Source organism: Mucilaginibacter sp. SG564 (assembly GCF_013149275.1).
In the GTDB taxonomy this organism is placed as follows: Bacteria; Bacteroidota; Bacteroidia; order Sphingobacteriales; family Sphingobacteriaceae; genus Mucilaginibacter.
In genome coordinates, this window is record NZ_JABGNA010000008.1 from 397,567 (window position 1) to 421,179 (window position 23,613).

Below are 23,613 nucleotides of genomic sequence, written 5' to 3' on the forward strand. Positions count from 1 at the left end.
CAAAATATACAAACCAATGACTGAAGAACAGGACAAAAGTACTCCCGACGCCTCCAGACGGGATTTCCTTAAAAAAGGCACATTAGCCGCGGCAAGTTTTATGATCGTTCCACGTTTTGTGTTGGGCGGCAAAGGCTTTACAGCACCCAGCGACAAACTGCTTATTGCCGGTGTAGGCGCAGGCGGTAAGGGCCAGAGCGATATTGCCAACTTTTACAAAAGCGGAAAAGCCGAGATCGCTTTTCTGTGCGATGTAGACGACAGAAGATCAGCAAATTCACGTGCTAAATTCCCTAAAGCCAAGTATTACAAAGATTGGCGCGAGATGTATGATAAAGAGTCGAAGCATTTCGACGCGGTATCAGTGTCTACACCAGATCATAACCACGCTTTAATTGCCTACCATGCTATGCAACTGGGCAAACACGTGTATGTTCAAAAACCATTAACGCATGATATCTGGGAAGCTCGTTTATTAACCGAGGCTGCCAAGAAATATAAAGTAGTAACCCAAATGGGTAACCAGGGATCATCAAATGATGGTACCCGTTTAATGTCGGAATGGTATGATGCCGATTTGATTGGTGATGTGCATACCATTTACTGCTGGACAAACCGTCCGGTATGGCCTCAGGGTATTGCCTGGCCTCAGCCGGCAAAAGAAATTCCAAAAGAACTGGATTGGAACCTGTGGTTGGGTACAGCGCCTAAAAAAGATTACGTAGATAAACTGGTGCCGTTTAACTGGCGCGGATGGTGGGATTACGGAACCGGCGCCCTGGGCGATATGGGCTGCCACTTGGTTGAAGCTCCGTTCCGCGTGTTGGGTTTACAATATGTAAAAGATGTACAAGCCAGCGTAGGCAGTGTGTATGTGGATGAGTTTAAACAAGGCCACTTCCCTGAAAGCTGTCCTCCATCAAGCCACATTACCTTAACTTTCCCTAAAACCGAGAAAACAAAAGGTGATGTTACCATGCACTGGATGGATGGCGGTATTACACCAGAAAGACCTATTGAATTAGAAGCCAATGAAAAATTTGGCGGTGAAGAAGGTAATGGTACATTATTTATCGGTACAAAAGGTAAAATGTATGCCAGCACTTATTCAGATGCGGCTACACTGTTACCGAAATCATTAACTGCAAGCGCCAACGCACCTCAGAAATGGAAACGTGTACCGGGCGGTGCCGAAGGCCACTATGCGCAATGGGTTGAAGGTTGTTTAGCCGGATATGGTAAAACCGAACTGAGCTCATCATTTGATAAGGCTGGTCCGCTTACCGAGGCCTTGTTGATGGCTAATTTGGCTGTTCGTGGTCATGATCTCCAGGGCGGTCAGGTAAAACTGTTATGGGATAACAAAGCCATGAAAGTGACCAACTTTGACGCCGTGAACCAATACATCCAAAGGGATTATCCTGATGGATTTAAACTGAAAGCATAAATTAATTTTGAATTAGCGATTTAGTGAATTAGTGATTGGAAAAAGTAAATTTTATCGATCACTAATTTTATATTTAAGCTCACTAATTCAATATTTAAATTCACTAACTCACTAATTCACTAAATCAATAATTAATCATGAATAGAAGAGAAGCTTTAGGCAGGGTTGGATTGATACTGGGAGGTACCATTATCGGCGCTGAGTTTTTTATCTCGGGCTGTAAACCAAGCTCCAAAAAAGTGAACGAATTGTTTGATGAAAACAACGTTGCTTTATTTGATGAAATTGGCGAAACCATTTTACCTGCTACCAGCACCCCAGGAGCCAAAGCCGCCGCTATAGGCAAATTTATGGCCCTGATGGTTCAGGATTGCTATAAACCAGAGGATCAGAAGATATTTGTAAAAGGTATCTCTGATCTGGATGAGGCCAGCAAGAAAAAATTCAGTAAATCGTTTATGGAAGCCGATGCTAAACAACGCACCGAATTGCTTACCGAACTGGATGCCGAACAAAAGAACTACACCAAAAACAAAAAGCCCGAAGATCCGAACCATTACTTCCGTATGATGAAAGAGTTAACCCTGCTGGGTTACTTTACCTCGGAAGTTGGTGCAACTAAAGCCCTGCGCTACATTGCTGTACCCGGACGTTATGACGGCAACGTGCCCTACAAAAAAGGTGATAAAGCCTGGGCTACCTGATAAATTAGTTTTTAGTTTCAGGTATCAAGTAGCTAGTATCAAGTATCAAGACGAGGAAAACAACGTCTTGATATTTGACATTTATAGCAGATCCTGATACTTGGTACTAACTACTTGATACTAACACATTAAACTACAAATGAAACTAAGATTAGGAATGATCGGTGGTGGTCAGGGCGCGTTTATTGGCGCCGTGCACCGCATAGCCGCACGTATAGATGGTGAATATGAACTGGTTTGCGGCGCTTTTAGCAGCAATGCCGAAAAATCACAAGCCAGCGGTTTGTTATTGGGATTACCCGCCAATCGCATCTACAACTCATACACCGAACTCATCGAAAAAGAAAAACAACTGCCAGAGGACCAGCGCGTACAGGTGATCAGTATTGTAACACCCAACCACGTACACTTCGCCCCAACAAAAATGGCGCTGGAAAATGGCTTTCATGTTGTTTTAGATAAACCCATGACTTTTTCTTTAGCCGAAGCCAAAGAGCTGGATAAAATAGTTAAGGCTACAGGTAAATTATTTTGCCTTACCCATACCTATACCGGCTACCCGATGGTAAAAGAAGCCAAACAATTAATAAAAGCAGGAAAATTAGGGGCCATCCGTAAAGTGTATGTAGAATATCCGCAGGGATGGCTCAGCAGCTTTTTGGAAGGCGATGATAATAAACAGGCTTCATGGCGCACCGATCCGGGTAAAAGTGGCATAGCAGGTGCCATGGGCGATATCGGTACCCACGCCTTTAACTTGGCCGAATATGTGACTGGTTTAGAGGTTACTAAAATTTGTGCCGATATAAATATCGTAGTTGAAGGTCGCAAATTGGATGATGACGGTGCCGCGCTGCTTAAATTCAACAATGGTGCGAGCGGCGTACTAACCGCTACCCAGATTGCCGCTGGCGAAGAAAATAACGTTAAAATACGCGTTTACGGCGAAAATGGCGGACTGGAATGGCACCAAAGCGATGCTAACTCATTAACCGTGATGTACACCGACAAACCGATGGAGGTATGGCGCACAGGCGGTGGTTACACCAGTTCGTTCGCGCAGCATAATACCCGTACACCCGCTGGTCACCCCGAAGGTTACCTGGAAGCCTTTGCCAACCTTTACTGCAACTTTGCGTTAACCGTTAAAGCTGGTATTGAGGGCAGAACTGCAACACCCGAAGAACTGGATTTTCCGGGAGTAAAAGAGGGGGTACGAGGCATGGCATTTATTGAAAATGTAATAGCCTCGGGCAAATCAGATAAAAAGTGGACTGAATTTTCTATTTAAAAAAACTATGACAACTATAAAAGGACCTGCCATATTTTTAGCGCAGTTTATAGGCGATACAGCGCCATTTAACAGTTTGGAGTCTATTTGTAAATGGGCCGCAGGCCTGGGTTACAAAGGCGTTCAGTTGCCAACCAATGATGCCCGCTTTATCGATCTGCAAAAAGCTGCCGAAAGCAAAACTTATGCTGATGAGATCAAAGGCATTGTGAACGCTGCCGGTTTGGAGATCACAGAACTATCAACCCACTTGCAAGGTCAGCTGGTAGCCGTAAACCCAGCTTATGATTCGCTATTTGATGCTTTCGCACCGGAGGCTGTTCGTAATAACCCGGTTGAAAGACAAAAATGGGCTGTGCAGCAAGTAAAATATGCCGCGCAGGCTTCCAAAAATTTAGGACTAAACGCCTCTGTAACTTTCAGCGGAGCTTTGCTTTGGCCAATGGTTTATCCATGGCCGCAACGGCCTGCAGGTATAGTAGATACCGGATTTGATGAGCTGGCTAAGCGCTGGAAACCGATCCTGGATGTGTATGAAGACAATGGCATCGACCTTTGCTACGAAATTCACCCCGGCGAAGACCTGCATGACGGTATCACTTATGAAATGTTCCTGGAAAAAGTGAACAATCATAAACGCGCCAACCTGTTGTATGATCCATCGCACTTTGTACTACAATGTCTGGATTATCTTGAATATATCGATATCTATCACGAGCGCATCAAAATGTTCCACGTAAAAGATGCCGAATTTAACCCTACTGGTCGCCAAGGTGTTTATGGTGGTTACCAGAACTGGGTAGATCGCGCGGGCCGTTTCCGTTCGTTGGGTGATGGCCAGGTTGATTTCAAGGGTATATTTAGCAAGTTAACTCAATATGATTATAAAGGGTGGGCCGTATTAGAATGGGAATGCGCGCTTAAACATCCCGAAGATGGGGCAAGAGAAGGTGCCACATTTATCAAGGATCATATCATCAGGGTTACCGAGCGTGCTTTCGACGATTTCGCGGCATCAGGTTCTGATGAAGCTTTTAACAGGAAAATGCTGGGGATATAATCACCCCTTGTCCTAAAATACTTTGTCATCCTGAGCGTAGCGAAGTATCTGCTCGTCTGCATACATGTTCACGAATAGATACTTCGCTACACTCAGCATGACAAAACATAAAGGTGATAAGTGAGAAGGTAAAAGCATTATATTTGGTAACCAATTAACCAATTAAATTAAAACCTAATTATCTTTAAATGCAAACCATTAACCGTACACAGCTTTTCAGGGCCAGTTGTTTATCTCTGTTAGTAACATCACTATCCTTTGGTATCCGTGCAGGTATATTGAACGATCAGGGCGTCAGATTTCACCTTAATGGCTCAGAACTGGGCACTATTGCTGCAACAGCTTTTTGGGGCTTCCCCTTAGCTATCATTGTGGGGGGCTTTATTGTAGATATCATCGGCATGAAAAAATTGCTGGTATCGGCTTTTGTTTTTCATTTGATAGGTATCCTGCTTACCATTTTCGCTAATGGATACTGGACCCTGTTTCTGTCGACACTGATGATCGGTATCGCCAACGGAACGGTCGAGGCTTCCTGTAATCCGTTGGTGGCTTCTTTATATACCGACAATAAAACCACCAAGCTTAATCACTTTCACTTGTGGTTCCCGGCGGGTATCGTGATCGGTACATTGGTTGTGTTTGGGCTGGATACAGCGCTGGCGCATGGTGTATCTCCAAAGCCTTACTGGATATCGCAGTTAGAAGTAGCCATTATGCTTATTCCAACATTGATTTATGGCTTCCTGTTCTCCAAACTGGAGTTCCCGGTTACCGAAAGGGTATCAGCAGGTGTAAGCACAAGCGATATGTATGTTTCTTTGATGAACCCTTTATTTCTGTTCATGATCATCTGTATGTTTGGTACTGCTATCACAGAATTATTTACTAATCAATGGACGGATGTATTGTTCAAAACGGTTACCGACAATGCTATCCTAATTCTCACTTTCGTAGCATCCGTACAGGTATTGGGCAGGGCATTCGCCGGTCCCATCGTACACAGGTTGGCTCCTCAGGGCGTATTGCTTATTTCTGCGGTTTTATCGGCCCTGGGTATTTTCCTGATGGTTCACCTGCACGGCGACGCCATTTATCTGGCTGCTGTTGTTTTTGGATTAGGTGTAGCCTTTTTCTGGCCTTGTATGATAGGCTTTGTAGCCGAAAACCTGCCTCGTACCGGAGCTGTTGGCTTAAACCTGATGGGCGGTGCAGGCATGTTCGGCGTATCTATTTATATGATGTTTATGGGAGGACGTTATGATGCTATCATGGCTCAGAAACTTCCGGCAGGAGCCAGTCTGGATGCTTACCGGTCGGCAGCGGCAGGTACAGACATGGCTAAGGCTTTTGATGCGGCCAGGTCAGCGGCTGGTCCCGAAGTACTGAATACCACGCTCATTATTCCTGTAGCATTGATAGTTGCTTTCGGCGGTTTGGTATTATATATGCGCGGCAGAAAAAAAACAACGCCATTAAATACAGTTACCGTGTAAAAAGTACACTGATTATGATAAAAAATTGTATTTTTCGGCCGTATTATTCACCAATCCCAAAAAAACAGAAGTAAACCGGGCAGCTTAGTAAAAATAAAACAGATATGACCCTGCCAGGTTATTATTAAAAAAACAAAAAACTCATGAAAAAGGCTTTTTTTATTCTTTGTATCAGCGCGGTAGTTACAGCTTGCGGTAGCAATTCATCAAACAAAGGCGGTAGCGACAGCACCAGCGCGGCAAACCAAACCGCAAAAGCGGCTGATGCTAATGCTGATACCGTTGTAGCAAAAACAGGTACAGAAGCGGCTGGCGGATCAGCAGGTTCAGCCAAAGGCGAAAGTTTAATTGCTGCAGCAGATTGCAATACCTGCCATAAGGTTGATGTAAAAATAATAGGTCCTGCGTTTCAGGATGTAGCGGCTAAATATCCAGCTACAGAAACCAACATTGAAACCCTGGCTAAAAAAGTTATTGACGGTGGTAAAGGTAACTGGGGCGATATCCCAATGACACCACACCCAACTGTATCTTTAGATGATGCTAAAGAAATGGTTAAATACGTTTTATCCCTGAAAAAATAACCTGATTTCATCTACTTAAAAAACAACTATGACCACTGGAATCAGGGTAAAACTTTCTGCCATGATGTTCCTCGAATTTTTTATTTGGGGAGCATGGTTTGTAACATTAGGAGCATTCTTAGATAAAACACTACATGCCACAGGCGTTCAGGCCGGATCTGTATTTTCTACCCAATCATGGGGTGCTATCATAGCGCCTTTTATTATTGGCTTAATTGCCGACAGGTATTTTAACGCCGAAAAAATATTAGGTATACTGCATATAGCAGGCGCTGTACTCATGTATCAGATGTACAAAGCATCAGATGTAGGCGCGTTTTACCCGTATGTATTGGGTTACATGATATTGTATATGCCAACGCTTGCGCTGGTAAATTCCGTTTCATTTAACCAGATGACCGATCCGGAGAAGGAGTTTTCTTCTATCCGTGTTTGGGGAACTGTAGGTTGGATATTGGCGGGGGTATCGATAAGCTATTTGTTTCACTGGGATTCACCCAATGGCATTGCTCGGGGCTTTTTAAAAAACACCTTCCTCATGGCAGGAATTGCTTCCCTGGTTTTAGGTTTATTCAGTTTCACACTGCCAAACACTCCGCCTAAGGTTGCCAAAGGCGAAAAAGTTAGCGTTTCGCAGGTACTTGGTCTTGATGCATTGAAACTGCTGAAAGACAAGAACTTTGCGGTGTTCTTTGTGGCTTCTATCCTGATCTGTATTCCATTGGCGTTCTACTACCAAAATGCAGGCGCCTTTTTAGCCGATATTAAGGTTGATAACCCAACCGGGAAAATGGCTATTGGTCAGGGTTCGGAGGTGTTGTTCCTGCTTTGCCTGCCTATCTTCTTTAAGAAATTCGGGTTTAAAAAAACAATCCTGGTAGGTATGCTGGCATGGGCGGTTAGGTACGCGATGTTTGCTTACGGTAACGCCGGCGAATTAAGCTTCCTGTTGCTCATAGGTATCGCGCTTCATGGTGTTTGTTATGATTTCTTCTTTGTTTCCGGACAGATCTATACTGATTCAAAGGCGGGTATTCAATATAAAAGCGCCGCGCAGGGTATGATAACCCTGGCTACTTATGGTGTAGGTATGTTGATCGGCTTTTATATTGCCGGGTTAATTTCCGACAGTTATAACAGTCCTGCCGGGCATAATTGGAAAATGATATGGCTGATACCTGCCGGTATAGCGGCTGTAGTGTTTATCCTGTTTGTGCTGTTCTTTAAGGACAAAAAAGATAGTGAAGCTATTAATCAACCTGCAAATAACTAAACAATGGGATCAAACCAAAACCGGAGATCGGCTATCAAAAACATGCTTGCGGGCACGGCGGCAATCACAGCGTCGGGCGTGCTTACCTCATTTACATCAACCGAACAAGATAAACAGATGTTACCTGATACGCTTAAAGGAAATATTAACCATGCGGTTTGCCGCTGGTGTTATGGCGATATAAGTGTGGAGCAACTTTGCATAGCTGCCAAAGATATCGGCATCAAAGGGATCGACCTGGTTGGCCCTGCCGACTGGCCTACGCTTAAAAAGTATGGCCTGTACTCATCTATGTGTAATGGTGCCGAGATAAACCTCACCGATGGTTTTGGTGATAAGCAGTTTCATGCCCAATTGCAGAAGAACTATACGGAAATGATCCCTAAGGTGGCAGCTGCAGGGTATAAAAACCTTATCTGCTTTAGTGGTAGCCGCCGTGGTAAGGATAACGAAACCGGCTGGAACAACTGTGTGGAAGGTCTGAAACCCTTGGTAGCTCTTGCCGAAAAGCATAATGTAGTATTGGTAATGGAACTGCTGAACAGTAAGATAGACCATAAAGATTACCAATGCGACCGTGTATCATGGGGGGCTGAGCTTTGCAGAAGACTCGGCTCCGAAAACTTTAAGCTGCTGTATGATATATACCACATGCAGATAGATGAAGGCGATGTGATCCGTAATATCCGAGACAATCACCAATACATCGCGCACTATCATACCGGTGGTGTACCCGGCCGTAACGAAATTGACGATACGCAGGAGTTATATTACCCGGCCATTATGAAAGCTATAGTAGGCGTAGGGCATAAAGGCTTTGTAGCACAGGAATTTATTCCGAAGCAACCAGATCATATCGCTTCTTTACGTAAAGCGGTACATATTTGCGATGTTTAAACCTTATGGTTTACAACTGCTCTAACCAATACATTAACCAAATAATTATACATGACAACCAGAAGAACGTTCTTAGCACAAGCCGGATTAGTTGCGGCAGGTGTGATGATAAAACCTAATTTACTATCGGCCAAAAGTACCAATGGTGTAGGGCTGCAATTATATAGCTTGCGTGATCAACTGCCAAAAGACGTAAAAGGGGTGATAGCACAGGTTGCCAAAGCCGGTTACAAAGAAGTAGAAACCTTTGGTTTTAATCAGCAAACCGGTTATTGGGGTTTACAGGGTAAAGATTTTGGTCAGCTGTTAAAAGATAACGGCTTGAGCACACCAAGCGGGCACTATGGCCTTGACCAGTATTTTGGCAGTGGTAAAACCGACGATCTGAAAGCATATATCGAAGTGGCCAATACCATCGGTCAAACTTATATTATTATCCCTTCGCTTAACCACAACTTTATCAAAACGGTTGACGACTGCAAAGGTGTTGCCGAAAAGATGAATAAGATTGCCGAGATCTGCAAGGCATCTGGCTTAAAACTGGGCTACCATAACCATAATTTTGAATGGCACCCGGTAGGAGATACTACTTTTTATGATGTAGTACTGAACAATACCGATCCTAAACTGGTGAATATGGAAATGGACTTGTACTGGGTAGTTCGCGCCGGTCAGGATCCGTTGGCTATATTCCAGAAACATCCGGGTCGTTTTACCTTTGTACACATTAAGGACCGTGATAAAACCAATGCCGAACTGAACACCGAAATTGGCAATGGCGATATTGATTTTAAAACCATTTTAGGCAAAGCCAAACTGGCCGGCATTAAACATTTTATTGTTGAGCAGGAAAACTATACCAATATCGATCCGTATGTGAGCATTGCCAAAAGTGCATCGTACTTAAAAAATACATTACATGTTTAAGAGGTGGTGAATAGTGAGCGGTGAGTTGTAAATAGTTAGGAATTTGCTTACTCTATCAAACCACTCTCCGCTCACTACTCACCACTCACTAATTTAAAACCAACTATAATACTGATATGAAATATCCAATTGTATTAACAGCGCTTTTAGCAGGAAGCTTTTTTGCAGCCAGCGCGCAACAGGCAAAACCAGAAGATACCGAAACCTGGGAACCAATACCAAAAGTAGTTGTTCCGGGAAAAGTATTGGGCGAGGCCCCGTCTGACGCTATTGTTTTATTTGATGGCAAAAATCAGGACGAATGGGTTTCTGTGGCTGATCAAACACCGGCAACATGGGTGGTTAAAGGCGGTATTTTAACCGTTGATAAAACCAAAGGCAATATCGAAACCAAAAGAAAATTTACCAATTATCAGCTGCATATTGAATGGCGCGTACCTGCCAACATTGCCGGCGAAGGACAGGCCCGCGGTAATAGCGGTATTTTCCTGGCCTCATTAGGCAAAGGCGATGCCGGTTATGAGCTACAGGTTTTAGATTCATACCAAAACAAAACTTATGTTAACGGTATGGCTGGCAGTTTGTACAAACAAGCTATCCCATTGGCAAACCCTTGCCGTAAACCAGGCGAATGGAACGTGTATGATGTAATCTGGACCGCACCAGTATTTAACGAGGATGGTTCATTAAAATCGGCAGCCAAAGCTACCGTATTCTTTAACGGTGTACTGGTTGAAAATAACTTTGAACTATGGGGCCCAACCCAATACATTGGTAAGGCATCATACGAAGGTAAAAAACATGGTGCCGCTCCAATCAAATTACAGGCACACGGCGATAAAAGCGAACCGCTTAGCTTCCGGAATATCTGGGTGCGCGAGTTGTAATATCTCATATTCGTTTAAAAAAAATCCAGGGCCCGTAAGCGATAGCTTATGGGCTTTTTTGAATAATAGCCATGATTCATTACTTATAAAAACATGTCATTGCAAGCGCAGCGTGGCAATCTCCTCGCATGCATATTGAACGCGATGAGATTGCTTCGTCGTTCCTTCTCGCAATGACATAAAGGGAATATGCCATGAGTAGTAGCGTCAAAGGGCGACACCCTTTTAATATTGTTTATTCCTATTTTCTACTTATTAAAAAAACAAAAAATCACCAGATTTGAACCTATCTTTACCGCATTTAATAAACTCATGAAATCACTTTACCAAACCCGTTATTCACTGTTCGCGTTGATATTATTTTTTATGCTGGGGCTGTCGGCTTCCTCGGCTATGGCAGCTAAAAGGTTTTATTATCAGCTTAAAATATATCATTACAAAACCGCAGCGCAGGAGGGAAGGATTGAGCGTTACCTGGAGCAAGCCTATGTGCCGGCTCTGCACCGGGCAGGTATAAAAAACGTGGGTGTATTTAAACCGGTTAAGCAGGATACTGCCGATATGCGTATTTATGTTTTTATCCCTTTCGCCACTTTTGATAAACTGGTGAATATGGGTAAAAAACTGCAAGGCGATACCGAATATTTAACCAATGGCGACGACTATATCAATGCCGATTATAAAGATGCACCTTATACCCGTATAGAAACCATTGTATTGCAGGCTTTCCCGGGTATGCCCTCCCCGGCTGTACCCAATTTAACAGGCGCCAAAGCCGACAGGGTATATGAACTGCGCAGCTATGAAAGTGCAACCGAAAAGTATAATTTTAACAAAGTGCGTATGTTTAATGTAGGCGACGAAGTAGGCTTGTTTAAACGCCTTGGTTTTAATGCTGTGTTTTACTCCGAAGTGATTGCCGGCAGCCGTATGCCCAACCTTATGTACATGACCACTTTTAACAACAAGGCCGACCGCGACAAGCACTGGGAAGCTTTTAATAATGACGCCTACTGGAAAAGCCTCGTAGCCAAACCGGAATACCAGAACAATGTATCGCATGCGGATATTATATTTTTGTATCCGGCAGCCTATTCGGATTTTTAAATTTATTTTCCATCATGTCATTTCGACCGTAGGGAGAAACCTTATACGATTAGTTCATCCCGCGCAAAAGATTTTTCGCTCCGCTCAAGAGATAGTTTCTCCTCGTACCTCGTTCGAAATGACATTTTGTTATTTAATTCTTCACACAAAAACAGATTTGTAATGCTGAACGGAATGAAGCAGCTATTCACCAACAAGCATGTGGATTAATAGATCCTTCGTTCCTCAGGATGACAGAATATTTAAAGACTTACGAAGTTTTCAAAACTTCGTAAGTCTGGATTCCCACTCCCCACACCCAATCCCACCTGTCCATTATCATCAAAAATGTCCGGAATCGATCATTTTTTGAAAATATAAAATCAGTAATTATTTGATAGTCAATATTTTAATATTGGTATAGCTCTTGCAAATCCCTATCCAAAAAGTATCAAAATGGATAAGGAAATAGCCCTTGAAGTAACTACGCAAAAACGCCGGAAAGCCGTATTGATCGTGATGATCGTAATCAGCGGTTTGGTGCTGGCTGTATGGATACTGAGGGGATTCATCAAGTCATCAATAAACAGATCACAAATTACTGCTTCGGCTGTTCAGGTGGGTAATATCGAAAACACTATCAATGCTACCGGTGAGGTTTTACCCGAGTTTGAAGAGATCATCACCAGCCCCATCAATGCCTCCATCAAAAACGCCCTGATGGATGCCGGTAATAAAGTAAATGTGGGGCAATCCGTCATCACACTTGATAAAACCGCTACTCAAACCGAGTATGATAAGCTCAACTTTCAACTGGAATCAAAACGCAACGAGATCAGCAAACTAAAACTCGACCTCGGCAAAAGTTTTTATGATATCAAGTCGAACAACGATATCAAACAACTACACATCAGCAACCTGGCCGATGCGGTTGAAAACGCCAAACGCCTGTATAAGGCAGGCGGCGGTACCCGCGAAAATATTGAACAGGCAGAGCTTAACCTGAAGGTGGCCCAGCTGGAAAAAAAGCAGCTGGAAAACGAGATCAAAAATAAGCAGCAAACCATGCGGATAGAGATCAAGGAGGCCGAGATTGCCGCCGCCATTCAGCAAAGCGACCTGAGCGCCCTGCAACGCAAGCTTAACCTGGCTAACATAGTGGCTACCCGCAAAGGGGTGATTACCTACGTAAACAAAAACATAGGTGCCAATATACATGAAGGTGAAACGCTGGCCCGCATAGCCGATCTGGGCAGTTTTAAGGTGCAAGGCAGCATATCTGATAATTCGGTTGATCAGTTACATGCCGGAATTCCGGTTATTGTGAGGGTGAATGATAACCAGCTGCGCGGTCACGTGACCAATGTATCGCCATCCATTCAAAACAGCATTATTTCTTTTGATATCCAGCTGGACGATCGCTCCAGCAAGCTGCTGCGACCCAATATGAAAGTAGATGTTTTTTTGGTAACTGCAGCACATAGCAAGGTAATGCAAGTGGCCAATGGCCCGGCATTTAAGGGATCATCGCTCCAGGATATTTTTGTGATTAATGGCTCAAAAGCCGAGCGCCGGACGGTTCATATCGGCCTCAGCAATTTTGATTTTGTGGAGATTAAAGGCGGTGTAAAACCTGGCGATGTGGTGATCACCTCGGATATGAGCGAATATAAAAACTCAAAAGAGGTAACTATTAACTGATAAACCACTCAGCTCCTGTGGGAAGGGAGTTCTTCATAACATTAATCCTCCTGCCAGAGGGCGGGAGGATTGAGTGGATAGCAGATCAATATATTAAAGAAAAATGAGGATTCTATACATCATAAGTTTGTTAACCATGAGCGCAGGGGCATTTGGCCGCAGTAACAGCGATACACTGCGGCTAACCCTGCAGCAGGTGGTTGAAATGGCCAAGGCAAACTCCATAGCGGCTAAACAGGCGGCTACCGTACGCGAAACCAAGTACTGGGAATACCGTACCTATAAATCAAACTATCAGCCGCAGCTGGCCCTGAGCGGTACCCTGCCAGATTATAATAAAAACTTTACCCAGGTACAGCAGCCCGATGGTACCATATTGTTTCAGCCTGTGCATAATGATAACTCATCCCTACAATTGGATTTTAGCCAGAGTATTACCGCTACCGGCGGTACTATTTACGGCAGAACCCAACTACAGCGTTTTACCGATTTCGACAGGCATAACGCCTTGTATAACGGTGTTCCGTATAGTATTGCTTATACACAGCCGCTTTTTCAGTTTAACCAACTCAAATGGGATAAAAAAATTGAACCGCTAAAATATAACGAGAGCAAACAGAAGTATATCGAAGACCAGGAAAATATAGCGGTTACTGTTGAAGGGTATTTTTTTGATCTGTTGCTGGCGCAGGTTAACTTGCACATTGCCGAAACAAATTATACCAATACGCAAAAAATAATGGCTATAGCCAATATCAAGCTCGATTTAGGGAAAGTATCAAAAAACGAAATATTGCAATTACAGTTGGAACTGATCAACGCTAAAAAAGCAGTAGGTACCGCCAAACGCGATATTGAAGTGGCTACCCTCAATCTTCGTAGCTACACCGGACTGGAAGATGACAGCAAAATTGTATTGGCAATACCCCAAAATATCAGCCAGATGACGGTTACATCAGATAAGGTTTTGGCCGAGGCCTATGCCAACCGGGCAGATGCTATAGGGTTTTTACGGAAAGTAGCAGAAGCTAAAAGGGATGTAGCTAAAGCCAAAGGCGAAACGGGTTTGAAAGCAACGCTTAATGCTAACCTGGGTTTTTCAAATACGGCCACCAGTATTACCGGGGTTTACAATAACCCGCAAAACCAGCAGATAGTACAGTTAACGCTGTCGGTACCTATATTGGATTGGGGCAGGTCAAAATCGCGCACCAAAACGGCGCTGGCTAACCAGCAACTTACGGAGTATACGGTGGAGCAGGATAAGCAAACTTTTAAACAACAAATTGTAACGCAGGTATCCCTTTTTAATATGATGAAAGAGCAACTGGTATATACCGCCGAGGCCGACAGCATAGCCTCAGAAAAATATAAAATAGCCCGCGAACGCTACGTGCTGGGCGATCTGGGCATCACCGATCTGGGCATTGCCTTCCGTGAAAACGATCAGGCCAAGCGCGATTATATCACCTCGCTCCGCGATTTCTGGGGAGCCTATTACCAACTGCGCCAGCTGTCGTTATATGATTTTGAAACCAACCATAAGATAACGTACCAGTAGGGGAATAAGTCAAAAGTAAAAAGTCAAAAAAATAAACAAATCACTAATTCACTAAATCACTAATTCACTAAATAATTACCTAAGCCTTATCACTAATTCACTAAATCAATAATTCACTAATTAAAAAATATGATCCGTTTACAAAATATTGAGAAAGTATACCGTACAGATACTATCGAAACACTGGCCCTTAACAGCATTAGTCTTGATGTGGCCAAAGGCGAATTTTTATCCATTATGGGGCCATCGGGCTGCGGCAAAAGTACGCTGCTTAATATCATGGGATTGCTGGATACACCGTCCAAAGGCGACATCAGGATAAGCGATCAAAAGACCGATCATTTATCCGATAAGCAACTGGCGCAGTTCAGGAACCAGAAACTGGGTTTTATTTTTCAGAGCTATCATTTGATCAATGATCTGCAGGTGTTGGATAACGTAGAGCTGCCGCTATTATACCGTAACACTACCGCCAAAGAGCGTAAAGAATTGGCTACGGAAGCGCTGGCTAAAGTAGGATTGTCTAACCGTATCAAACACTTCCCAACGCAGTTATCGGGTGGTCAGCGGCAGCGTGTGGCTATAGCTAGGGCCATTGTTGGCAGGCCGGAAATTATCCTGGCCGATGAGCCTACCGGCAACCTGGACAGCGCCATGGGCAACGAGATCATGGATATCCTTATCAACCTTAATCGTAACGAGGGTACCACCATTGTGATGGTAACACACGATGAAAATATGGCCCACAAAACGCACAGACTTGTGCGCTTATTTGACGGTTCGCAGGTTCAGTAATACATCAGCTAAAAATTAATATCATGCTTAAAAATTATTTCAAAATAGCCATAGCGGTATTAAGGCGCAGAAAGTTCTTCACCTTTATCAGTCTGTTTGGCATTAGTTTAACACTTACGGTATTGATGGTGCTTGCCGCTTTTATTGAAAAGGTTACCAACCCGGTTTATCCGGGCGATAAAAATAGCCGGTCGCTGTATATCAAACGGTTAACCTACACCTCAAAAAAAGGATGGATAAATAGTGGTGGCTCCTCCTTTTATTTTTTAACCCATTATGCTGGCAGTTTAAAAACGCGGGTTAAAATGGCTATTGTTTCCAGCAATACTTCATCAAATGCGTATGTGAATAACAAAAAAATAGTGATCGACATGAAGTACACCAATGCCGATTTGTGGAATATTGCTAATTATCAGTTTATAGAAGGAAAGCCATTTACCCCCGACCAAATTAACAAAGCCGACCGTGTAGCCGTAATCTCCGAGCGTACCCGGAACGAATATTTTGGCGATGCTGTTACCGTAGTTGGTAAATACATTGAAGCTGATAATATAAGCTATCGGATAACAGGTGTAATTAAAAACGTGCCAGAGATTGAGGAAGTTTTTTATGCCAATATGTTTTTGCCTTATACTGTAGCTAAGAGTGATTACCGGAATAAGGACTTTTGGGGCGATTACTCCGCGATATTACTTGCGCCATCTGAACAACTGGTAACGAAGATGCACACCGAGTACGAGCAAATGGTTACCCGGATACCCATACCCGATAACATGAAAAAGGATTTTGATACCCTGCATTCCGATGCCGACACATACTTTGAAACCTTTACCCGCGGTTTTTTTGGCAATGCCGATAATGCAGGTTATGCACGCTTTTTGCTTTTTATGAGCCTGTTTGTTTTGTTGTTTATGTTGCTGCCCACCGTAAACCTGGTTAATGTAAACATCACCCGCATCATGGAGCGCTCGTCTGAAATTGGTGTGCGCAAGGCTTTCGGGGCTTCATCAAAAACATTGGTTTACCAGTTTATTACAGAAAATATCATACTCACCATATTGGGCGGTATTATTGGTGTTATACTGACCATAATTATTTTACAGGTTATTAACAGCAGCGGATTTATACCTGATCTTGATCTCACTATCAATCCCGTGGTATTACTGTATAGTTTACTGGCTTGCTTGTTTTTTGGCCTGTTATCCGGCGTGTATCCAGCCTGGCGAATGTCAAGACTTAATGTGGTAACCGCCTTAAAGGCGCAATAATTAAACCTTTAATCAAAACTTTTATGATAAAGCATTTATTCAAACTCATCTGGAATAAAAAGAAGCAAAACTTTTTATTGATCACCGAAATATTTATTTCGTTCCTGGTCATCTTTGGGGTGTTTACCTCCCTGGTCTATTATTACCGCAACTACAAAAAACCAATGGGCCTTACTTATAATAACGTTTGGGTTATTAATTTTCAAAACAACAAGCAGTTTCACACTACCGACTCCGTAACGCAGTATTACGCCACTCTGACTGCTATGCTCAAAAATATGCCGCAGATAAAAACGCTCAGTTATGCATCAAGCAATATTCCGTTTACCAGTAGTACAAATACAACCAGGCTTATTTATAAGGGACGGGAAATAAGGCCCATTAACTTTTACCGTACTGGCGATAACTATCGTGAAGCTTTCAATATGAATTTATTGGAGGGCCGTTGGTTTAACCAGGATGACGTGGTAAGCATCAATAGGTCGGTAGTTATCAATGCTTCGCTTAGGGAAAGTTTATTTGGAAATGGCCGGGCCTTAGGGCAATTAATAGACGATAGCCAGGACGATAAACATGTTAGAAAGATAAAAGTAATAGGTGTTGTGCAGGATGTTAAAGACAAGGGCGACTATTTACCATCGGGTATGGCTATGTACAATCGTGTAGATACCGGCGACATGCGCTATATAAGTAAGTTGGTCATCAAAGTATCGCCCGATGCAGATGCGGCTTTTGAGAGCAAATTGTATAAAACCGTGGCCAGCTATATGAAGGAAGCATCGGTAGAGATAGAGCATTTTTCAAAGAAACGGGAAAGCACCAACAGGAGTACTTTAATCCCCATCATCATATTCTCTATTGTAGCCGCTTTTCTTATTATCAATGTATCATTGGGTATTTTTGGCGTGTTATGGTATAATATCAACCGTCGCCGGGGCGAGATTGGGCTGCGCAGGGCAGTAGGAGCGTCAGGCGGCGCGGTTTCATCACAGTTGATCACCGAATCGTTGATATTGACCACTCTATCTTTAATTATCGGTGTGTTTTTTGCCGTGCAGTTCCCTTTACTTAATGTGTTTAATATGGAGGCGGGCATTTATGTAACCGCCATATTCCTGGCTATCCTGTTCATTTACACGCTGGTATTACTGTGCTCGTTATACCCGGGCAGGCAGGCCGCGGCAATTTACCCGGCGGTGGCTTTACATGAAGAATAATTACGATATTAACCTGCTGTTATGATATTGGTTATTGATGATGATTTAGCGGTACGCACCTCGCTGGTATTGTTGCTCAAAGGCGAAGGCTATGATGTGCAGTGTACCGAAGGTCCGGCCGAAGCATTGAAAGCTATCCGGAAGCAAAATCCGGAGCTCATTATACTCGATCTTAATTTTTCTATAGATACATCCGGTCGGGAAGGGCTTGATCTGCTGGCTAAAATAAAACAAATCAACAGCAGTATACCCGTGATACTGATAACCGGCTGGGGCAGTATTGAACTGGCGGTAGCCGGTATGAAAATAGGCGCCAGCGACTTTATCAATAAACCCTGGAGCAACGAACACCTGGTGCAATCGGTAAAAACCCTGCTCGATCTGCAGGATAATAAAGCCGGTCACCGCACCCGCTCACAGCTCGACAAAAGCTACAACTTTCAGCACATTATAGGGCATGACCCTAAAATGCTGGATATACTGGAAACCATTGGCCGCGTAGCTCAAACCGATGCTTCGGTACTCATCATGGGTGAAAGCGGAACGGGTAAGGAACTGATTGCCGAAGCTATCCATCAAAACAGCCTGCGCCGTAACAAGCCATTTATCAAGGTTAATCTGGGCGGCATCAGCACCTCGTTGTTTGAAAGCGAGATGTTCGGCCATATCCGCGGGGCGTTTACCGATGCCCGGTTTGACAGGATCGGTCGTTTTGAAATGGCCAACAAAGGCACCATATTTTTGGATGAGATTGGTGATCTGGATGCCAGCAGCCAGGTAAAACTGCTGCGCGTATTGCAGGACCGTACCTACGAGGTGCTGGGCAGCAGCCGCACTAAAACAGTTGATGTACGTATTGTCTGCGCTACCAACAAAAACCTGAACGACATGGTGAGCAAGGGTACTTTCCGCGAAGATCTGCTTTACCGCATCAACCTCATCACGGTTTACCTGCCCGCCCTGCGCGACAGGCCAAAGGACATCCCTTTACTGGTGGAGTTTTTTATCAATAACTTAAAAGATATTTATAATCGGCCAAAGCTATCCGTAGCGCCGGCCGCTATGAAATGGTTGCAGCAATTACCGCTGCCCGGCAATATCAGGCAATTGAAAAACCTGGTGGAGCGCTCTATCCTGGTGAGTAAAAAAGATGAACTTGGTATTGATGATTTCCGCTCACAGCTGGAGCTATCGCCGGTAAAAAAAGGTAATATGCAGCTGCCCGGTGTAGGGACCCTCACACTGGAAGAGGTAGAGGTAGAGATGATCAAACGCGCTATGGATCACCATAAAAATAAAATAAGCCGGGCCGCCGCCGCGCTGGGCCTCACACGCAGCGCCCTTTACCGCCGCCTGGATAAATACCAGATCCCTTACGATGAAGCTGAGGACTAAATATATTTTATTTGTGGTTACCCTGCACCTGTTAACACTGGTGCTCACTTACTTTATTTTTAACGATAATAAGCTATTCTTCATTGCCTCAGAGGTTGTTGTCATCATTTCGGCCATCATAGCCTGGCAGCTTTACCGCCAGTTGATACAACCGCTAAAACTGTTAATGCAGGGCGTAGATGCCATTAAGGATAAGGATTTTAACGTAAAACTAATCTCCACCGGTAAACATGAGGTTGATGAACTGATTGGGGTATATAACCGGATGATGGATGAGTTAAGAAAGGAGCGTACCATGCAGGAACAGCAGCATTTTTTTTTAGAAAAACTGATATATACATCCCCAACGGGCATCATCATTCTGGATTATGATAACCGTATACAACAGGTAAATCCCAAGGCGCTGCAACTGCTGTCGGTTAATGAGGAAGCCCTAAAGGGACACTCCATTTATGAATTAGAGCATCCACTGATACAACAGATCCGGAACTTACAGTCGGGCGACACGGTTGTGGCCCGGGTTGATGGTGTAAGTTCCTTTAAACTGCAAAAATCACACTTTGTGGATAGGGGATTCTCGCGCCATTTTATCATGATCGAAGACCTGACCGCCGAGATCCTGGCCGCCGAGAAACAGGTGTACGGCAAGGTGATCAGGATGATGGCACACGAAGTTAATAATACTATTGGTCCGGTGAATTCCATTATGCAGTCGGCTATGCATACCGATCAGCTTTGGGAGGGTCATGAATTTGATGTGCTGAAAGATGCCCTGCAGGTAGCTATGGACCGAAACCAGAACCTGAACCATTTTATGCGCAATTTTGCCGATCTGGTAAAACTGCCCCCGGCCAACAAGCAACCCGTTGTACTGCAAAAAATAATCAATTCGGTAGCGGCTCTCATGAGCGCCAAAGCCCGCGAAAACGACGTGGTATTTGAGTTGGAGCTACCCGCAGATGATATCCACCTCAAAGCCGACGAACAGCAATTAGAGCAGGCATTCATCAATATTGTAAAAAACGCGGTGGAAGCTATAGAGGATGGGGGTACCGTGAAATTTACCATCATCCCCGCCAAACGCTTACTGCTCATCACCGATACAGGCAAAGGCATTAGCGCCAGCGAGCATACCGGCCTCTTCTCCCCATTTTTCAGCACCAAAAAAGACGGGCAGGGGATAGGTCTTACCCTGGTGCGGGAGATATTGCTCAACCACGGCTTCGAATTCAGCCTCAAAACTGTGGCTGATAAACAAACGGAGTTTAGGATACATTATAGTTAAGGCATCTGTTTAAAGGGAGACACATGTGATGTGCCTCTACGAAAAAGAAAATTGTAGAGACGCATTACATGCATCTTTTTGTTAATTCACTCTCCACAGTCGTCCGGCTCCAGCCGAGTGACGATTATCAACAGGTCGCCGGCCTGCGATTCAAACATAACCTTGCTTTTTACGGCGGCCAGAGGCCGGGTAATAATGGTCACTCGGCTTGAGCCGAGCGACTGCATAGGGGGTAATTACCTCCACGTCATTGCGAGCGTAGCGTGGCAATCCCCAATTAGCAGGGCCGTTCTGTAAGTAGGGGATTGCCACGTCGTTCCTCCTCGCAATGACGGATAGTTTTATGGTCGAAAAGAGGCCAACCCACCATGCTTCGACGATGCTCAGCATGACAGCTTTTTCTCTTTTTCCACCCCAAATATTTTTATTAGCTGAATCCTTTTAGTAACGTTGTAATACCAATTCACAACTATGCAAAGGCGACACTTTTTAAAACTTTCTTCAGCGGCCACCGCGGCTGTACTCTTTAGCAGGATCACGCATGCTACATCAACCCAAACCACTGCCATCAACGCTCCCGACGAGGTGTGGGCGCAATCTGGCGAGGAATGGTTTCAGTTGAAAGGCAGCAATGGCTCATCGTTTACTTATAAAGATATCAGCGTTAGTTTTAAAACTACGGGTAATGCCAGAGGTGTGTTTGTAAACTCGCCAACACAGCAACTCAACGCGGTTCGGCTGAAATGGAAGCATCACCTGAGTCCCAATTCCAAATTCCTGGGCGACCATTGGGAACGCTCTTATGGAGACCTGCAATGGAAAACTAATCCGGATAAGGTTAAAAATCCATGGTATGTAATTATCCATGATGATAAACAAACGGCCTGTTTCGGCGTAAAAACCGGTTGCAAAGCTATTTGCTGGTGGGGATTGACCAACGATAGCCTGGAACTTACTTTAGATACGCACTCCGGCGGTAACGGGGTATTATTAGGTTCGCGCCAGTTGCATGCTGCCGATATTATTACTACCGACGGTCGTCCTGGTGAGAACGCTTTTTATACCACCCGCAGGTTTTGCGGTATGATGTGCCCCAATCCGCGCTTACCCAAGCAGCCGGCTTATGGTATTAACGACTGGTATTTCGCCTACGGCAATAACTCGTTTGATCTGATCAAGAAAACAACGGCCATGATGGCCGACCTGGTGACCGATACCCATAACCGCCCGTTTTCGGTAGTGGACGCGGGCTGGGCAACCTATTCGCCCTTATTGCCGGGCGATGGCGGCTGGAACGATGATTTCTCGAAGCCTAACGATAAGTTTAAAGATATGCACCTGCTGGCCAACGAGATTAAGCAGTTGGGCATGCGCCCCGGCTTGTGGATGCGCCCGCTTTGTGCCCGTCATGATGAAAAAGCCAGTTTGCTGGCACCTAAAATACCAGGCCGCGACGATCCGAAAAACCCGGTACTTGATCCTACCATCCCCGAAAATATAGCTCGCATTAAGCATAATTTTGATGTGTACAAGCAATGGGGCTATGATATGGTTAAGCATGATTTCAGCACCTACGATATTACCGGCAGATGGGGTGCCGGTATGAAGGACAGCATCACCGCGCCTGGCTGGAATTTTAACGACCGCAGCCGAACCACCGCCGAAATCATTAACGACCTTTACGCCGCCATACGCCAGGCTGCCGGCGATGGCATCTACATTATAGGCTGCAATACCATGAGCCATCTATCCGCAAGGGTATTTGAAATGTGCCGCATTGGCGATGATACCAGCGGCCATGAATGGGAACGTACCCGTAAAATGGGGGTGAATACATTGGCTTTCCGTTTGCCGCAACATGATAAATTTTACGCTGTAGATGGCGATTGTGTGGGGCTTACCAAAGATATTTCCTGGGAACGCAACAAGCAATGGCTGGAGCTGCTGGCCGGAAGCGGTGCGCCGCTCTTTATATCGGCCCAACCCGAAGCCCTCGGCACGGAGCAAAAAGCGGCCATCAAACAAGCCTTTGCCCAGGCCGCCAAACCCCAACCCATCGGCGAACCCCTGGACTGGATGACCAATACGCAACCCCAAAAATGGAAACTAAACGGTAAAACGGTGGAGTTTGACTGGAAGTAATTTAATTATTGAATTATTGAGTTAGTGAATTAGTGATTGAAATTATTTAGGTCTTCCTCCGTCAGCAGATAAGCTTCGGGCGAAAAACGGGCAGAACAATGATGGGCGGTGCGGTTGCAAGGACATAGCGAACCTTACCTGAAGTATGGGTGATGAGCGAACGAAGTAGAGGTAAGGTTTAGCAGTCCGTGGTTCTGATCGTTTTGCAGGGCAATGGCCTGTGCGCAAAGAAGCCTCTCTGCTGAAAGCCCTTTGGTTACTTTGTGGCTACAAAGTAACTGGCCCTCCCGCGGCCAAGAGCGGGTATACGCCAGGATAGTTTCTGCGTTGCCACAAGATGCTTACTCTTTGATACTTCACAAATTTTTTCGTATATTTATACAAACTACAGCCCGGTACTCTACACCCAAGAGCACCGGGCTGTTTGGTTAAAGAAAAAACAAGGTAAAAAATCAATCGTTTGACAGGTAGTTATTTGAAGGCCAATTTTTTGCTACTTTTTAAACCTTTCAAAACCCCTCAAAAATTTGTTAAAAAGTGTTAAAATGGGGTATTTTAAATGAAAAATGAGCTGTTTTTGAGCCTTTTTTACCCTGT

19 protein-coding genes are annotated in these 23,613 nt (G+C 44.4%); all 19 read left to right on the forward strand.

Features of this window, described 5'->3' with window-relative positions; genetic code table 11:
• Nucleotides 1-16 precede the first annotated feature (16 nt).
• The 19 genes from FHW89_RS20315 (at nt 17) to FHW89_RS20405 (ending at nt 23,016) form a co-directional block, all read left to right on the forward strand.
• Nucleotides 17-1,447: a Gfo/Idh/MocA family protein gene (locus FHW89_RS20315; protein WP_172336869.1), complete on the forward strand. Its 1,431-nt coding sequence runs from the start codon at nt 17-19 to the stop codon at nt 1,445-1,447.
• Between the two features lie 137 nt (nt 1,448-1,584).
• Complete coding sequence (locus FHW89_RS20320) at nt 1,585-2,151, forward strand: gluconate 2-dehydrogenase subunit 3 family protein (RefSeq protein ID WP_172336870.1); 567 nt, start codon at nt 1,585-1,587, stop codon at nt 2,149-2,151.
• A gap of 139 nt (nt 2,152-2,290) precedes the next feature.
• Nucleotides 2,291-3,442, forward strand: coding sequence for a Gfo/Idh/MocA family protein (locus FHW89_RS20325; protein WP_253952278.1), 1,152 nt, complete (start codon nt 2,291-2,293; stop codon nt 3,440-3,442).
• 7 nt (nt 3,443-3,449) lie between these two features.
• Nucleotides 3,450-4,502, forward strand: a complete 1,053-nt coding sequence (locus FHW89_RS20330; RefSeq protein WP_172336871.1) for a sugar phosphate isomerase/epimerase — start codon at nt 3,450-3,452, stop codon at nt 4,500-4,502.
• Between the two features lie 188 nt (nt 4,503-4,690).
• The gene (locus FHW89_RS20335) at nt 4,691-5,998 is read left to right on the forward strand and encodes a sugar MFS transporter (protein WP_172336872.1); all 1,308 of its coding nucleotides are present in this window, start codon (nt 4,691-4,693) and stop codon (nt 5,996-5,998) included.
• A gap of 143 nt (nt 5,999-6,141) precedes the next feature.
• Nucleotides 6,142-6,582, forward strand: a complete 441-nt coding sequence (locus FHW89_RS20340) for a c-type cytochrome (protein WP_172336873.1) — start codon at nt 6,142-6,144, stop codon at nt 6,580-6,582.
• A gap of 28 nt (nt 6,583-6,610) precedes the next feature.
• On the forward strand, nt 6,611-7,855 hold the full coding sequence (locus FHW89_RS20345) for a nucleoside permease (protein ID WP_172336874.1): 1,245 nt from the start codon (nt 6,611-6,613) through the stop codon (nt 7,853-7,855).
• Nucleotides 7,856-7,858: 3 nt separating this feature from the next.
• On the forward strand, nt 7,859-8,752 hold the full coding sequence (locus tag FHW89_RS20350; RefSeq protein ID WP_172336875.1) for a hydroxypyruvate isomerase family protein: 894 nt from the start codon (nt 7,859-7,861) through the stop codon (nt 8,750-8,752).
• A 51-nt stretch (nt 8,753-8,803) separates the two neighbouring features.
• Nucleotides 8,804-9,679 (forward strand): sugar phosphate isomerase/epimerase, encoded by an 876-nt coding sequence (locus FHW89_RS20355; RefSeq protein WP_172336876.1) that lies wholly within the window; start codon nt 8,804-8,806, stop codon nt 9,677-9,679.
• A gap of 116 nt (nt 9,680-9,795) precedes the next feature.
• On the forward strand, nt 9,796-10,566 hold the full coding sequence (locus FHW89_RS20360; protein ID WP_172336877.1) for a DUF1080 domain-containing protein: 771 nt from the start codon (nt 9,796-9,798) through the stop codon (nt 10,564-10,566).
• A gap of 312 nt (nt 10,567-10,878) precedes the next feature.
• Entirely contained in the window at nt 10,879-11,673 is a 795-nt protein-coding gene (locus FHW89_RS20365) for an NIPSNAP family protein (protein ID WP_172336878.1), read from the forward strand.
• A gap of 435 nt (nt 11,674-12,108) precedes the next feature.
• A complete protein-coding gene (locus tag FHW89_RS20370) occupies nt 12,109-13,353 on the forward strand; it encodes an efflux RND transporter periplasmic adaptor subunit (protein ID WP_172336879.1) in 1,245 nt (414 codons plus the stop codon).
• 103 nt (nt 13,354-13,456) lie between these two features.
• Nucleotides 13,457-14,914 carry a TolC family protein gene (locus FHW89_RS20375; RefSeq protein ID WP_172336880.1) on the forward strand — a complete coding sequence of 486 codons (1,458 nt, stop codon included), beginning with the start codon at nt 13,457-13,459 and terminating at the stop codon, nt 14,912-14,914.
• A 129-nt stretch (nt 14,915-15,043) separates the two neighbouring features.
• Entirely contained in the window at nt 15,044-15,709 is a 666-nt protein-coding gene (locus FHW89_RS20380) for an ABC transporter ATP-binding protein (RefSeq protein ID WP_172336881.1), read from the forward strand.
• Between the two features lie 23 nt (nt 15,710-15,732).
• Nucleotides 15,733-16,977: an ABC transporter permease gene (locus tag FHW89_RS20385; RefSeq protein ID WP_172336882.1), complete on the forward strand. Its 1,245-nt coding sequence runs from the start codon at nt 15,733-15,735 to the stop codon at nt 16,975-16,977.
• A gap of 23 nt (nt 16,978-17,000) precedes the next feature.
• Nucleotides 17,001-18,194, forward strand: coding sequence for an ABC transporter permease (locus FHW89_RS20390; protein WP_172336883.1), 1,194 nt, complete (start codon nt 17,001-17,003; stop codon nt 18,192-18,194).
• A gap of 21 nt (nt 18,195-18,215) precedes the next feature.
• On the forward strand, nt 18,216-19,589 hold the full coding sequence (locus FHW89_RS20395; RefSeq protein ID WP_172336884.1) for a sigma-54 dependent transcriptional regulator: 1,374 nt from the start codon (nt 18,216-18,218) through the stop codon (nt 19,587-19,589).
• The gene (locus FHW89_RS20400; RefSeq protein WP_172336885.1) at nt 19,573-20,874 is read left to right on the forward strand and encodes a PAS domain-containing sensor histidine kinase; all 1,302 of its coding nucleotides are present in this window, start codon (nt 19,573-19,575) and stop codon (nt 20,872-20,874) included. Before FHW89_RS20395 ends, FHW89_RS20400 begins: the two co-directional genes overlap by 17 nt.
• Nucleotides 20,875-21,345: 471 nt before the next feature.
• The gene (locus FHW89_RS20405) at nt 21,346-23,016 is read left to right on the forward strand and encodes a hypothetical protein (RefSeq protein WP_172336886.1); all 1,671 of its coding nucleotides are present in this window, start codon (nt 21,346-21,348) and stop codon (nt 23,014-23,016) included.
• The last annotated feature ends 597 nt before the right edge of the window (nt 23,017-23,613 follow it).